At 53.6% G+C, this 13,290-nt stretch carries 11 protein-coding genes and 1 pseudogene; all 12 read right to left on the bottom strand.

Annotation, left to right across the window (positions count from 1 at the left end):
* Window positions 1-74: 74 nt before the first annotated feature.
* Window positions 75-374 (bottom strand): hypothetical protein, encoded by a 300-nt coding sequence (locus tag HMPREF3178_RS14515; protein ID WP_017145020.1) that lies wholly within the window; start codon window positions 372-374, stop codon window positions 75-77.
* Window positions 375-436: 62 nt separating this feature from the next.
* The gene (locus HMPREF3178_RS14510) at window positions 437-1,282 is read right to left on the bottom strand and encodes a DsbA family protein (RefSeq protein ID WP_017145021.1); all 846 of its coding nucleotides are present in this window, start codon (window positions 1,280-1,282) and stop codon (window positions 437-439) included.
* 29 nt (window positions 1,283-1,311) lie between these two features.
* Entirely contained in the window at window positions 1,312-2,016 is a 705-nt protein-coding gene (locus tag HMPREF3178_RS14505; RefSeq protein WP_070585244.1) for a pili/flagellar-assembly chaperone, read from the bottom strand.
* On the bottom strand, window positions 2,009-2,506 hold the full coding sequence (locus HMPREF3178_RS14500; protein WP_070585246.1) for a fimbrial protein BcfF: 498 nt from the start codon (window positions 2,504-2,506) through the stop codon (window positions 2,009-2,011). The genes HMPREF3178_RS14505 and HMPREF3178_RS14500 overlap by 8 nt, the downstream gene beginning before the upstream one ends.
* Window positions 2,507-2,541: 35 nt before the next feature.
* The gene (locus HMPREF3178_RS14495) at window positions 2,542-3,078 is read right to left on the bottom strand and encodes a fimbrial protein BcfE (protein WP_017145024.1); all 537 of its coding nucleotides are present in this window, start codon (window positions 3,076-3,078) and stop codon (window positions 2,542-2,544) included.
* Window positions 3,079-4,086, bottom strand: coding sequence for a fimbrial protein BcfD (locus tag HMPREF3178_RS14490; RefSeq protein ID WP_017145025.1), 1,008 nt, complete (start codon window positions 4,084-4,086; stop codon window positions 3,079-3,081).
* Window positions 4,087-6,696, bottom strand: coding sequence for a fimbrial biogenesis usher protein (locus tag HMPREF3178_RS14485; RefSeq protein WP_017145026.1), 2,610 nt, complete (start codon window positions 6,694-6,696; stop codon window positions 4,087-4,089).
* 10 nt (window positions 6,697-6,706) lie between these two features.
* Entirely contained in the window at window positions 6,707-7,390 is a 684-nt protein-coding gene (locus tag HMPREF3178_RS14480) for a fimbria/pilus periplasmic chaperone (protein WP_004108372.1), read from the bottom strand.
* A gap of 84 nt (window positions 7,391-7,474) precedes the next feature.
* The gene (locus HMPREF3178_RS14475) at window positions 7,475-8,017 is read right to left on the bottom strand and encodes a fimbrial protein BcfA (protein WP_004108376.1); all 543 of its coding nucleotides are present in this window, start codon (window positions 8,015-8,017) and stop codon (window positions 7,475-7,477) included.
* A 417-nt stretch (window positions 8,018-8,434) separates the two neighbouring features.
* Entirely contained in the window at window positions 8,435-9,151 is a 717-nt protein-coding gene (locus HMPREF3178_RS14470) for a winged helix-turn-helix transcriptional regulator (protein ID WP_017145027.1), read from the bottom strand.
* Between the two features lie 311 nt (window positions 9,152-9,462).
* Window positions 9,463-12,522, bottom strand: coding sequence for a chitinase (locus HMPREF3178_RS14465; protein WP_070585242.1), 3,060 nt, complete (start codon window positions 12,520-12,522; stop codon window positions 9,463-9,465).
* A gap of 91 nt (window positions 12,523-12,613) precedes the next feature.
* Window positions 12,614-13,290, bottom strand: a pseudogene (locus HMPREF3178_RS31725) (chitinase); the annotation flags it as partial.

Here is a 13,290-nt window from a genome sequence, read left to right as displayed (position 1 = left end):
CTCTTCTCCGCCCCTTATCTTGCCTGAGGGACCGGGGCGATCGGATTATTGGCAATGACAGACGGGCGTGAGGATCAGTCATAGACCACGCGCAGCAGCGTTAGCTGTTTGTCCTCATCCAGGTAGGACTTTTCAATCGTGGCATAGGGGGAGGATATGGGCACAATGAGGTTTTCCACGGTGATATGACGCTCAAGACGATCCTGACGCTGGCATAAAATATCGGAGGTTCCCGTTTCGTTCCAGCAGGCGGCGGTTATCACGCTACCGGAAAACTGAAGCTGACCGCCGGAGGCGAGGCACGCGCAGCCGATAAACCATAGCGGCAAGACCAGCGCGGGTATCACACTATGTATGAGGGGCATTTTTTCCATGTTTCGACACTCCTGTGTTTGATTTCACCGGGGCGTGACCACCCCGGTGGAGAACACCGTCCCTAGCCTTTCGCTTTCTGAATCGCCGTCTGCAGAGCGTCCTGCGAGGAGCTGCCGGGCATCACCGAGACGCGGTTAGCCTCCGGCGTTTTCGCCTGTGGCATCACGACAAACGCGGGGGTACCGGAAAAGTTCATATGCTGGGCCAGCGCCTGATTTGCCAGCAGAGCGTCATGAACCGCCCCGCTATCCTGCGCCTGCTTGACCTCCGCGATCTTCTCTTTCGACAGATAATGCTGCGCCAGGCCATAGACATCCTGTTCCGTGAGCGCGCCTTCCACTTTACCGGTGGCATAGAGCGCGTTATGCCAGTCAAGATATTTGGCGCCGCCGTCGCTTAACCACACCTGTTCGCCGATCCTTGCTGCCAGCCCCGATACCGGCCAGCGCGAAGAAAAAATAGGGAACTCTTTGAAAACAAAGCGCGTATCCGGGTTGGCTTTGATCAGCGCCTCGATAACCGGCGCCATTTTGCTGCACCATGAACACTGATAATCAAAGAACATGACCACTGCAGCTTTCGCATCTGCCGGGCCAACGGATGGGCTGGCGCTGCTCAACAGCCCGGCCTGATACTGCAGGGCCAGCTGTACGTAAGCCTGCTGTTGGGCGATCTGCTGCCGCTGATGTAGCGTTTCGCTGGCGGCGATGAGAAATTCCGGGTGATTGGCCAGATACGTGGCTACGGCTTCGCCGACTTTATCCGGATGGCTGGCGATATAGGCCTCCGCCGCCGGACCAATCTGCGACGCCGGCTCGCCGTTCTCCGCCTGCGCCGGTAAAGAAATCGCGCCGCTAACCAGCGCCAGCGCCGCCAGGCAGCTCAGCTTTAAAGATGAATCGTGCATAAAACAAACTCTCATTCCAGGGATAAAAATCAGCGCGCCAGCAGTACGTTCGCCGCTATCGGCGGCAGCACGCGGCCATAATCATTAATGCTTTGCCAGCGCACCTCGCAGCGGGTCGCCCGCTGGCACCAGTCGGTTTTGCGCGTCGAAAAAGGGGCGACGACGCCTGCGGTATCAATGGGCCGGCCGTTGGCCTTGAGCGAGAAGAGCGTGACGTAATAGGGGCCCGGGTTCTGTACCGACAGCCCCTCCGGGGTCAACGTCCAGCGCAGTCCCCGGTACGCCTGCTGGGGATTGCCTGCCAGGCCAGCAGGACGATAGATAAGTTTCAGCGCGGAACGAAAGGCCATCTGAACATGATGGTCGCCAGGCTTACCGGAGGGTATGGCGGCAATACTCAATGTGAACAGGCTTTCCCGGTCGGGGGGGAGCGCGTCGCCGGTCCAGGTCACGCGCAGCGTATTCTCCTGCTCTGCCGCAAGACGGAACAACGGCGGCGTAATGATAAAGGGGGGTCTGTTCCCTGCGGCAATAGCCGCGCCGGGCCATCGTTGCGCCGACTGAATGTGGCTATCAATAAGCCAGCTCTCAGAAGAGGTGTTGCTCACCGGCACGCTTAGGGTCGGCATCTGCGCATGATAGATAAACCGCGCCCCGCCGATCACCACGCCCGCCTGAGCCACAGGGATCGGCAGCAGCCAGCTCATGACGATATAAAAAAGGAGTTTATTCATAGGCGAGGATAAACGTGGCTGAAGCATTCGCCTTTCCGGCCGTAACCGCGCTGCCGTCCGCGATATAGCGAGCATAGAACTGCAGATGCGCGGAAGTCTGCCCCGGAGAAAGCGCGATGACTTCGCTCGTCTGCCCTGGCGGAATAAGATGTTTATCCTGGTCATAGAGGCCAATGCCAATCCCTGTGGCATCGTCCGCCGCGTCGATAAGCGCCAGGAGATCCGTATTTCGCTGATTTGCCGTCCCGCTGAAGCTCACCGTAACGCCGCTGACGGTGCTGCCGCAGTTTTGCAAATCAATGGCGAAAGGCTGCCAGGCGGAACCATCGCCAGCCTGGTAAAACTGACGGTTCGATACGCTGCCCATCTCCACGTTAATGTTTTCTGAATCCGGCGACAGCGTGCAGGTATTGTCGGTAATCGTGCCGGAGACATAGATACGCCCGTCATGCGCGTCTGCCGTTGCTGGCGTCAGTAGGCAGCAAGCCATGCAGGCTAAATAAGCATATTTATTCATCGCCGCGCCTATTCGTATTGCAGGTCGAAATACATCACCGCCGTCGCATTACCGGAGGTGACCACTGGCCGTGTCGATTTGTAGCGAATGTAGAAGGAGAGGGTATTGCGCCCGGCCTTTAGGGAATAAACCGCCGAGTTGCTGTTATTGATACTGATTTCATCCCCATCATCATTGTTAATTTCCACGCCAACGCCGCTGGCCAGCATATTTTCGTTACCCATGCCGGTATCGGTCAGCGCCAGCAGCGACGGATCATCACTGTCTGCCGTGCCGGTAAACCAGATTTTGGTTCCGGTAATCCCCCGGGAGCAGTTTTTCAGATTGATGTTAAACGGCTTCGCTTTCGTCCACGTTCCGATCGCCGGAAAATCCTCAACCGAAAACTGCCCCAAATCGATACTCTGGCTGACGCTGGAAATCTCCACATCGCAGGTTTGCGCAACGATCGTGCCGGTAAATTCCAGGTTATTGCCGGTATTACTGGCCTGGCAAAATGGGCTCCCGCAGAGGAGCGCTAAAAAGAGACCGCGTTTTAAGCTCATTTAGTCGAAGTCCACCCGCAGGTTAGCCAGCGCGGTAAATACGCCCTCCGCGGGAATTTCACCGGTCGTGCTAACCGGATAAGCCTGCAGCGCGATGTTGGCTTTACCGGCATCGTCAGTGACGAAAGGCACCACGCTGCTGGCATCGTTTGGCGTCAATACCGCGCCATCGTTGGTCTCAACCACCACGCCGACGCCCGGGTTATCCGAGGCGATAGCCTGGTTAAGGTGAGTATCCGCTGTCGCAATCAGCCGCAGGCTTAAATTAACCTGCGAATTCACGCCGCTGCATTTCACCGGCACCCTGAATTTTTTATTTCTGACGCTCACCGGCTTTGCCCCGGCGCGGTTGAAGCCACCGCTATAAAGCGAGCCGAAATCCACAAGAATGGTCTGCCCTGCGTTGATTTCGCAGCTTTGTGGCACGGTTACCGTTCCGCTGTAAGCAATGTTGTAAACCACGTTGCTCAGGGGATCGCTCGTCCCTGTCGTCACGTAGACGTTGAACATGGTCTTCGGAGTGATAGTGACGGTTCCCACGAAAGGCCTGGCAATCTTGAGCTGAAACACCAGGTTCGAGTCGCGGATGTAGAACGGTTTGCCGGCGTTTACGCTGTCATCGGTGCCCATATAGGCGTAGTTGGTAGGGAGATAAAGGGTTCCTGCCGCGGAGTCGTCAATTCTCATCGCCCCCTCCAGATAGTCAGGGTCGAGCTTTAAATACTTCCATGGGCCGCTGGTTTCAACCACGGCGTAGGGTGAAACATAGGAACGATACGTCCGGTTCGAGAATGCCGACCCTGCGGGACACACGGCCTGAACGTTCACTTCCTGGTTTTTGGTCAACTGAACCGTATTCCCCGCCGCGTTTTGGGCCGCCGTGAGGGTGGTACTCAGATCGTAATCGACCGTAGTAGGCGCGCCGTTGACGTTTTGACAGACGGCAGCCTGAGCCGCATTGGCTAACAGCAGTCCCGCCAGCGGAATAAAAAATAAACCCGTCTTCATTTAGCGGCATTCCACGCGTTGTCGCACCAGGGCCTGCCGGGTTGCGGGAAGTTGATAATGCACCAGACACTGCCGGGAAGCTCCCCGGCCCCACTGCACTTTGAGCGTTCCCTGGGGGCTCAAACCGGCCAGGTAAACTTCGCCGTCATCGCCGACGATCGCCTCCTCCGCTGACGCATCGGTCGAGGCGGTCGCGCCGAACGGTACCGGCTGCCCGTCGTGCAGCAGCGTCAGGAGCGCACGTTCGCCGACGCGCGCTTTAAAGCTGGCCAGTACCAGCGCGCCCTGCGTAGGCACGACGTTCACGACGGCATCGTCGATATCCACGTCATCCGCCATCGAGTTCACATCCAGCGCCATGCGATTTTGGCGATAGGTCGTGGCGTAAGGCACCACCGCATAGCCCCGGCGATCGGTATGAATGCCCGGCTCGTCATCAATATTGACATTGCCTGCTCCCGGAGCGGCGATCAGCACGTTGGTCTCGCCCAGCGGCTGGCTCAGCGTTAAGCCGTGCGCATGCGCCACTATGCCGCCGCTCAGACCGTAATTTATCTGCTGATAATCGCCGTTATTGCTGGTGTTATAGCCCACGTTGACATTGCCTTCGGCGCCATCATATTCGAGGCTGGCGGCGCCGCTTTTACCAACGCCATGATTTTGATAACCCTGCTGTACGCTATAGCTGAGATTGTTTTGCGCCAGCGCGGTACCGCTTATTCCGGCATTTTGGCTGACGCCGCCGTGCCGATCGGTACTGGTGCTGAACGTGGCGTAGATATTGTGATGCTTGTGGGTAACATCATCGCTGTGATGTAGCCACTGGCTGAGCGGCAGCGAGAGATTCAGGGCAATAAGCTGGTCGCTCTTGTCCTCTCCCGGGGCACGGCTTTGGTTATAAGAGAGGCTCCATGACACGCCCGCCAGGGTATCGCTATAGCCCACTTGCAGCAGCGTGTTCTTCTCACCGGTATGCCAGTAGCTCTGCTGACTACCGGTTACATAAAGCGAACCAAAACGCCCAAGCTGCTGCGAGATATTCAGCTGAATCTTGCCGCGTTTGGTGTAATAGAGGTTGTAGTAATCGCTCCAGCTACGCTGGTCTTCATTTTCGTCGGTTGGACCGTTATAGCCAGACATGCGCTTCAACGCCGTCTCGTCGAGGGTATAAAAACCCGATGTTGAGTAGCGATAGCCGAGCAGCTGAAAGTTAGTTCCCAGACTATTCAGCGATTTAGCGTAAAGAAAACGCGTGGATTGCCCCTGATGCTCGCTATCATCAGCCAGGGTGCTGCGCGCCTGGGTCAGGTCGACGGAAATCGCCCCCCAGTCGCCCAGATTGGCTCCCGTACCTAACGCCAGCGCGCGATAATGATCGGCAAACTGCGTCCCGCCGTAGACGGTAAAGCCGTGCGGCAGGCCCCATATCAGCGTCGCCTGGCCAAACTTAACGTCCTCTTTCTGGCTGCTGTCGCCGCGATAGGTCGCCGCCGTGGCCGCGTATTTCAACCGCCCTTCACGTTGCAGAATTGGCACAGCGGAATACGGCACGCTATAGCGAGTGATGCTGCCATCGGACTCTTTTATCTCAACGCTCAAATCACCGCTGCTGGCCGTGGAGTAAAGGTCGTCAATGGTAAATGCGCCGGGAGAGACGTAGCGCTGGTCGATGGTGTAGCCATTCTGCCGAATGGTCACCTGGGCATTGCTTTTAGCGATACCGTGGATGGTCGGTGCGAAGCCTTTCATACTGTCAGGCAGCATGTTGTCATCGGAAGCCAGCTGAATGCCGCGAAAGGGCAAACTGTCGAAGATCGCGGAAGGCGTATAGCTATCTCCTGCGGTCAGTTCGCTTTTCAGAGCGCGCAAATCGCGCTCTACATATGTGCTGATATGCTGCCAGTCGCTTTTATTGCTCTCGCCGCCGCTGTTATCGTTCCAGGTGGAATAGTTACGCAAGCGCCAGGCGCCAAGGTTCAGGCCACTGTTAAGGCCAAGAAACAGGGTACGGGCATCAACGCCGCCCTCGCTGCGATCGCGGCTATTCGCACCGGTAAACGTGTAATTAAGCAATAGCGCGTTGATCCCTTCATCCCAGTATTCAGGTGCAATATAGCCCCTGGCGCTGTTCTTCATCGCCGCCTGGGGAATACTGATATTCAGGCGCTGCTGGGTGAAATCAAAGCGCGCGAAAGCCGCGGGAATGGCGGCGGCAATATCCACGCACCCTTGAGAAGAGGGCTTTAACAACCCCGGAAAGGCCTCAACGTTCACCTTCATCTCTTTGAGCATATCAGGCGTCAGACAAGCGCTTAGCCCGGAGTCGTCTGCGGCTGGCGTCCTGGCGGAGGGTTTCGCTTCGTAGAAGGTCATATCGCGGGTGGCAAGAAAGGCGCCATTCAGATAGACGTCGACCCGATAAACGCCAGGCGCCTGGCCGTTGCCTTCAAAACGTGAAAGATCGGCGATCCTGGACGGATCGTCCGATAAAAACGCGGGATTAAAATAGTTATCCGCCCAGCCCTTCGGCAGCGTTAACACGCTGACTAAAGTCAGGGTCATCAGCACCGGTTTACTGACAGACGGCGATTGACGCTTTATAGCAGCCATTTTCTGCACGCTAAGATTGGCTCTGGCAGGTTTGTACAGGCGTGGTCGCACCAAAATCATTGACGGTCTGGAAGGTTACCCGGCTTTCGCTGCTCTGCAACGTCAGCTCGCTTTTTGGCGCGACCATGGCATTCGGCAGTTTTCGGCTTCCAGCATGTATTTCAACCAGAGAGACATAGTAGGGCGACGGATTGGTAACGATTAATCGACCGTTTTGGCTATGGCAGCGCAGCATCGCGGGCGCATTTGTGGAAGGAACGGACAAATCCGCAGGACGAATAAAAAGTTTAATGACGCTTTGGGTCGCAATTTGCAATGAATTATTCGCCAGCCTGGTTTTATCGACCGAGGGGATCGCTTTGCTATTGAGATAGAACACGCTTTCCCGGTCGGTGGGCAAAGACGGACCGATGTACATAATTCGCAGGGTGTTCTCTTTTTTCGGCTGAATCACGAACAGCGGCGGGGTAATAATAAAATCAGCGCTCCGGCTACCATCAGCATTGGCAACCCAGGACTGAATCAGGAAAACGTTGTTCTCCGAGGAGTTAATAACCGGCAGAGAGACCTGCTTGCTTCCCTGCGGATAGATAACGCGGGTTGATCCCAGAGCGATACCGCCCGCGTGCGCCTGGTTTATTATTCCAGCGATAGCCAGCAACAGCGATAGAAATTGAATTGTTCTTTTAAGCATTTTCTAAGTAAATAAACGATTTTGGGCGCAACATAAATAGCGTTTCCTCCGTGCAAGATGCACGGAGGAATACCTGAAAAGAAATCAGGAGTACACCATACTAAAGGTGGCGGTAGCAGAGACGTTACCGGCAACTACAGCGCCGGTGGCGATATAATCGACGCTCAGCGGAACCACGTTTTCACCATCAATTAACGTTACGGTGCCAGAAGTATCGCCAATATTGAGCGGCTGGCCGTCCGGACCATACAGCTGCAGAGCGACGTTGGTAGCCGCACCAGCACCTGCGGTGTTGGCAAGGGAGCCGGCCAGCGTACCGTCCTGCTGACCGTTAAAAATAACTGCGGCTTCCTGGCTTACCGTGGTATCGCAATCTTCCAGTTTGATCGAGAAATCTTCTTTTTGATTCGCAACCATGCCGGCGGCCGTTAATTTGCTGGCACGAACCTGGCTTAAGGTGACCGTTTGATCAACGGAGTCAGCAGAAACAGAACAGGCGGCATTAACAACCTGGCCGACAAAATTAACAGTGCCACCAGAAACGGTCGCCGTATCCGCAAAAGCGGAAGTCATCATGCCGCCTGCAGAAATAGCAGTCACCATCATGGCTAATAGATGCTTTTTCATATAATCCCTTTTAAATTTAATAAAAACCCAGTGTTATAGTTTGATAAATATCAGACATTGGTGGACAAGGGCTTTCGCTCAGGCCAGCCTGACGATCTCTGGCTTTATATGCTACAGGAAGACACTCACGTCATTAATATGAGATAACTTACTGACCAGTAATCGCCTCACTCAAATAAACACTCTGACATTAGTTAATTATTATAAAAGGTATAAACAGTTGCAATCATCACCTGCTGTTTTTATAGGACTACAGATAACCTCATGTTTTAAAAGAACTATAGTCATGAGATACACCCTATGCCATCAGGACTATTGACTTTTTAATTAATACATGAACACACGAAAGACAACCGTTCGTAATACTTTTTAAAAGGTGTTTAATTGATGTAAAAAAACACCTTTTATGCAACATCGCTAATAGGCCGTCGGTAATTTCTTCATGTCTAATAAACGACCGCCATCGATACTAATATAACCCCCTTTCTTAAGTTCAGAGAGAAGTTTCATCGTACGGCTACGGGATATGCCCGTTCGTCTTTGAATAAAGTTAAGGACGTTAATGCTTTGTCGGTATTCGCTGGCATAAGCCCAAAGCTCGATTAATAATGCGCGCACCTTCAGATAAGAATCCACGCCAACCAACTCCCGATCCCGTACGCTCATCACCATCAGACGATAGGCAAGTATTCGTGCGACATCGTGCCACAGATCGCACTCATCGACGGTCTTAATAAAGTCGGGCAAAGAAACCGCACGTCCGCTGCACTCGGTTTCGGCCACCAGAAAGTGCTCCGGTCGGGTCGGAACATCGTAGGTTACCCCATAGCTATCGACGAGTCCGACAATAGAGGGCGCAAATGTAGAACTCACATGAAGTCCACTGCCGCAGCGGCAAAATGAAAAAATCCCGGACTGCAGAAGGACTATTTTATTCTCACCGCCAGAATTAAGTAAAAACTCATCACCAGGATTTAAATTAAAAGGCTTACCAAAAGACCATAATGCGGAGAAGAGCGCATCAAGCGCTGCATGTGGTTTAGCCTGCTGGGAAAATAAATATGAGTGCAAGGTATTCTCATTATCGTTTTCAGCAATGTCAACTTTCATTTTTTCATTAAAAACCATAATCATAGGTCAACCCAACATATACTTAATGAAAGGTGTCTTCAATTAATTATAAATAAAACCACCTGGTAGTATATCTGTACCAAACCCGCACAAATACGCAATACTTAGCACGATGAGTAAATTCTTAATAAAAATATCAACAAGCTCAATTAAACCTCAAAACATAATATTAACAGGGAAATAAAATCACAAATGAAACTATTTCTCGGAAAATAAAAAACCTCATAAAAAATAGTGATTCAGAATATTAAACTCTCTGAATCACTATGAACAAGACGATTTTTCTTCACTAAACAGCAGGGAAAGAGGTGTTATTAACTAAAATATTTTGGCGCTGAGTAATATTCCACCATTTTTTCTGCCAGCCAACCGCCATCTTCACCGTTAGAGTGAATTGTCGTAATGCTTACCGTTGAGCCTCCGCCCCAAAGTACCGAGAAAACGTTATAATCAGGGAGATTTAACGCCTGCATCTGCCCCCAGTCGTAGCCATTATCCTGGCGTAAAAAGTCGCCGACTGTCGCTACGCCATAAGTCGCGCTATTCACCGTCGTATTTAACAGATCCGAAGCGATGGTATTGAGATCGCTGCCAATACGCGCATCGCCCATAAAGAAGCTTCCGCCCGACGCGTAGTGCGCGGCGGCAATTTTACTGTTGCCTTCGTCTACGGTTGGCATATGGCCCCCCGGGATTTGCCATAGCATAGCTGGTTTATGCAGGTCTTTAGCCGCTTGTTTTACCATCCCTAAATAATTAAACCAGCAGGTCGCGTTCCAGCCATAGTGCGCTAATGCATCCGGGCTAAAGCAATCGCGTTCAAATTTATCAAAGGCGATAAAATCTGGCGCATACTCACCGCTATACACTCCCAGCTCATTGATAAAGCTGGCTATCGCTGTCCCCTGGGCCACAGGATCGGCATTTGCTCTGAGTACCCAGTCTGCCGTTCCCGTCGCCCAGACGTTGGTCTGCCAGCCGAAGGCCACGTCCGGCGCAAACTGGCGCACAATATAGTTAATCGCCTGGACATAACCATAAAGATCGTTAGAAAACGTCGGCAACAGCGGCGCGCTGAATCCCGGAAGAGCAGGCAAAGCGTTAATCGCCGCCGCCAGCTGGACATTAACCTGTACGCTATTCGCTTTACGTACTGCGGTATAGCCGTACGGCTCCTGCTGTATCGCGCCAAGGAAATCCGGATTCAGCACAAAGGTGGCGGGAACGGCGTGCTGGTCGCCCTTCCAGGACTGCGCCGCAAGACACTGGGTGATGAAGTTACCAAAGTGGTTACGTAACCGCTGTCCGTCCTGAAGATCCGAGAGCGCGCTGCCGCCGCTGGCGTTAGCGGTATAAACCACCATGACCGGCATCACGGAGCGTCCCGCTTCTTTTTCAATCTCACGCACCAGCGGAACGGTTTTGTGAATCGGCAGCGAGTCATAATCAAGGAAGCCGTCACCGTTTTTATCCACTTCCGCCGCCGGTAGCGGGTCGCCGCCGCCGTCAAAACCATCATATTTAAACAGGGCGCTAAAAGGGACGTCGCGATATAGCGATACGGTATCCGCGGCATTCACCGTCCCCCCGCCGTGGGCAAGATAGTCCGGCCAGCCTTTAACCTGCAGTGGAACGCCCTGCACAAACTCGAGCGTAATATGATTGACGCTTTTCAGCAGCCGCAGCGGCGCATCCTGTTCACAGCGCCACGGTGTACCGGCGACGTAAACATCGGGAGTCTCAACGCTATACTGTCCGGGAGCCAGATGCATCGCCAGCGTTTGCAGACGGGCATCGCTCTCCAGCATCACGGTATATTGATATTGCCCGCAGCAGAACCGATAGCGCTGAGGCGATACGCCCTCAGGTAAACCTAGTATCGTCACCTGAACTTCGACAAAATCATGACTATCAACCCCGGTCTGCTGGAAGCCGATGCTCACCTCTTTCACCTGGCCCTGCTCAGGGGTAAAAATCGTCGGTCGGGCGGGATGGCTAATCATCTGGTTATTGATTACCGTCGACTGTAAGCCAATCTCGTAGCAGTGACCGGCGATAAGCCGATCCACCAGCTGTATTTGGTTGACGGGCATCGTCAGGGTTCTTTCGCATACCCCAGATTCCGACCACAGCTCAACCACCATTTCCGCGCCGGCAAACTCAGGGGCATCGACGATAAGACGTACTGAAGCAAACTGTACCGGCGCCTGATACGCGACCTGACAGGTCTGGCAGTCAGATCCGCCAGCCAGCTTCAGCCTGAACGTCGATTCAACGGGTACGATCTGCATATCATCATTACTCAGCTCCAGCACAGCGATCGTGTACTCACCCGCGCTAAGATCGCTGATGGTCAGCGTCTCTCCCCACTCGCCTGCAAAGCGTCGTGAAGTCGCATCCGGATAGAACAGGTCGATCGTCGGCTTCAGGGTGGTGTTTTGTTTTAACGAAGGGAACTGAATATTGATCTTGCCCTGACGGCCTGGGTCGTGCGCGAGGATTGCCGTTAAGCCGCTCATAGTGACCGGAGTTTGGGTAGCGGAAAGATAGAACTGCAGCTCAGCGCTTGCGCCGCCCTTTAGCCAGAATTGCCCATCATTATTTATCGTAATCGTGTTCTTTTCGATTGGCCAACCGCCGTCGCTGCCCAACGTTACGGGCTTGTTGCCGAGCAAAGATCCGCTGAACGCGCTGTAAGGATCGGGATGCGCGCTGGCGGTAAACTGCAGCTTAAGTTGGTTAAGGTCGATAGCCTGGGCATAGAGGTTGGTCAGCGTCAGAGTCACCCGTTGATACCAGCTGGTCGTGCTCAGCGGGCTTGCGACAACAGTCATTCCCTCTCCTTCCACAACCGCATCATCGCCCTGCTCTTCAGGCTCAGGAGCCATCTCATCCGTACCCTCATCGTCAGGGATAATCTCTTCCGGTACAGGCGCGACATCATCAGTTTGATCATCGACGGGGGCTTCAGGTTCCGGCTGCCCCTCGTCCGCAGATTCATCAGCGCTATCATCTTGCTCAGATGAGGCCAGGGTTAAGCTAAAAGTTGAGATTTTGACCGGTACCTGAGTGGCGGCAAAGCTGAAGAATAACGTGCCGCTTTCACCGGGCTGCAGCAGCAGCGGTTGGCTGTTATTAATAATGATTTCATTGACGTCGAGGGCTCCCTGCGTTTTACCGCTTAAGGTGAGGGGCATATCCCCTTTAAGCGTACCGCCAAAATTGCCCCACGGATCCTGATGTCCGGACCCGGTAAAACCAATGGCCGCATGATTGATATCCACGGCGCTGTTATTTTCATTGGTGATGGTTAAGGTGATTTTTTGATACCAGCTGTTCACATCGATCTGGCTGTTTTTAATCGAGACCGTCATTGACAAAATTCCTCATTCCCTGGTGGAAAAAAGCCCCGGTAAACCGGGGCTTGCATTTTTTAGCCCACTATTTTTCGCTTAACGAAAAGGATCAGTAAGCACCAAGGTCAGTCCATGCCTGGCCCGCAGCGCAGTTCAGATCCGGCTGGTCGCCCTGAGACCACCATTTCACCTGGTAGTTATGGCCTTTCCAGCTGACGGTTTCAAAGGTACCCCAGTTGCCGCCATAAACGGTGCTGGCATCCCACAGCGGGTAAGGCGTCGTCGCGTCATCCGTGGAAGTGTCATCTTCCGCAGGAGTGGAGTCTTCTTCCGGTTCGACAGGCTCTACCGGAACCACGGTATCGTCCTCTTCCGGCTCAGGCTGCACCTGAGACGCCGACGGAACGGCAACCAGCACATAACGCTGCTGGGAAGAAGGCTCGCCCCAGGCATCACGAACGAACAGGGTGAACTGGAAGTTGGTGTTAACGGTCACTTCCGGAACGACGAACTCGATGACAGCACTGGTCTTGTCTGCCACGCTGATTTCAGAAGGAACGCCCCAGCTCCAGGTAATCTCGTCTTTATCTTCATCAGAGGAACCTTCACCAGAGAGCTGTACGGTAGAACCGCCCACAACGCGCAGTTCAATGGCAGCCTTCGGCGCGTGGTTGATCGCCGGTTCAGGCTGAACGCTATCGTCATCCTGTTCATCTGCCGGGTCGACGTTGATGCCTTCGAAATAGAACGGTTCCATATCGATAACTTCAGAGGCCATTTCATAGC

It is taken from the genome of Klebsiella sp. HMSC09D12 (assembly GCF_001808475.1).
Lineage (GTDB): Bacteria > Pseudomonadota > Gammaproteobacteria > Enterobacterales > Enterobacteriaceae > Klebsiella > Klebsiella oxytoca.
Note: the sequence above shows the minus strand (reverse complement) of the source record. Positions and strands in the feature narration are given on the sequence as shown.

Excerpts from the sequence above, each read along its gene's own strand:
- HMPREF3178_RS14515 (WP_017145020.1), bottom strand. The coding sequence starts at position 374 with ATGGAAAAAATGCCCCTCATACATAGTGTGATACCCGCGCTGGTCTTG.
- HMPREF3178_RS14510 (WP_017145021.1), bottom strand. The coding sequence starts at position 1,282 with ATGCACGATTCATCTTTAAAGCTGAGCTGCCTGGCGGCGCTGGCGCTG.
- HMPREF3178_RS14505 (WP_070585244.1), bottom strand. The coding sequence starts at position 2,016 with ATGAATAAACTCCTTTTTTATATCGTCATGAGCTGGCTGCTGCCGATC.
- HMPREF3178_RS14500 (WP_070585246.1), bottom strand. The coding sequence starts at position 2,506 with ATGGCTTGCTGCCTACTGACGCCAGCAACGGCAGACGCGCATGACGGG.
- HMPREF3178_RS14495 (WP_017145024.1), bottom strand. The coding sequence starts at position 3,078 with ATGAGCTTAAAACGCGGTCTCTTTTTAGCGCTCCTCTGCGGGAGCCCA.
- HMPREF3178_RS14490 (WP_017145025.1), bottom strand. The coding sequence starts at position 4,086 with ATGAAGACGGGTTTATTTTTTATTCCGCTGGCGGGACTGCTGTTAGCC.
- HMPREF3178_RS14485 (WP_017145026.1), bottom strand. The coding sequence starts at position 6,696 with ATGGCTGCTATAAAGCGTCAATCGCCGTCTGTCAGTAAACCGGTGCTG.
- HMPREF3178_RS14480 (WP_004108372.1), bottom strand. The coding sequence starts at position 7,390 with ATGCTTAAAAGAACAATTCAATTTCTATCGCTGTTGCTGGCTATCGCT.
- HMPREF3178_RS14475 (WP_004108376.1), bottom strand. The coding sequence starts at position 8,017 with ATGAAAAAGCATCTATTAGCCATGATGGTGACTGCTATTTCTGCAGGC.
- HMPREF3178_RS14470 (WP_017145027.1), bottom strand. The coding sequence starts at position 9,151 with ATGATTATGGTTTTTAATGAAAAAATGAAAGTTGACATTGCTGAAAAC.
- HMPREF3178_RS14465 (WP_070585242.1), bottom strand. The coding sequence starts at position 12,522 with ATGACGGTCTCGATTAAAAACAGCCAGATCGATGTGAACAGCTGGTAT.